The organism is Staphylococcus pasteuri (assembly GCF_030547725.1).
Classification (GTDB): Bacteria; Bacillota; Bacilli; order Staphylococcales; family Staphylococcaceae; genus Staphylococcus; species Staphylococcus pasteuri.
In genome coordinates this window covers 1-418 of the sequence record NZ_JAUOQO010000045.1, presented here as the reverse complement: position 1 = coordinate 418, position 418 = coordinate 1, and the positions used below count along the sequence as shown (strand labels likewise).

Sequence of the window (418 nt, the reverse complement as noted above, 5' to 3'; positions counted from 1 at the left end):
ATATCAGACACACTAACTTTCGTAGGATCTTTTTGCCATCGTTCTATAGAATATTTAACTGAGTAAGAAGTAACGTCCGCCCCACCCCATCTCCAACAAAAATAACAGACGGCGAGAACAAGTAGAGATAACGCAAAAATAAAAACCTTCATCAAACGCGGCTGGCTCGGAAAAATCATCACATTCTCAACAATCGGCGCTGATTAGATTCAAATAACTGCTCAGCCATCATAGAGCCATAGCGATCTTCGATTACACACCGCGCATTGGATAAAATAGGAGGGCGATGCTGCTGATTATGAGCATCCGTAGCTATTACCGTAACCCAGCCCTTAGACAATAAATCATGAGCCCTTTCATGCGCCAGCTCACCAAACTCCCCAGTAACAGACATTGCCGTCAGCTGCAACAAGCAGCC

1 protein-coding gene is annotated in these 418 nt (G+C 44.7%); it reads right to left on the bottom strand.

Annotation, left to right across the window (positions count from 1 at the left end):
* Positions 1–178 precede the first annotated feature (178 nt).
* A partial coding sequence (locus tag Q4528_RS12720) for a CpsB/CapC family capsule biosynthesis tyrosine phosphatase (protein ID WP_303521831.1) occupies positions 179–418 on the bottom strand: 240 nt, incomplete at its 5' end.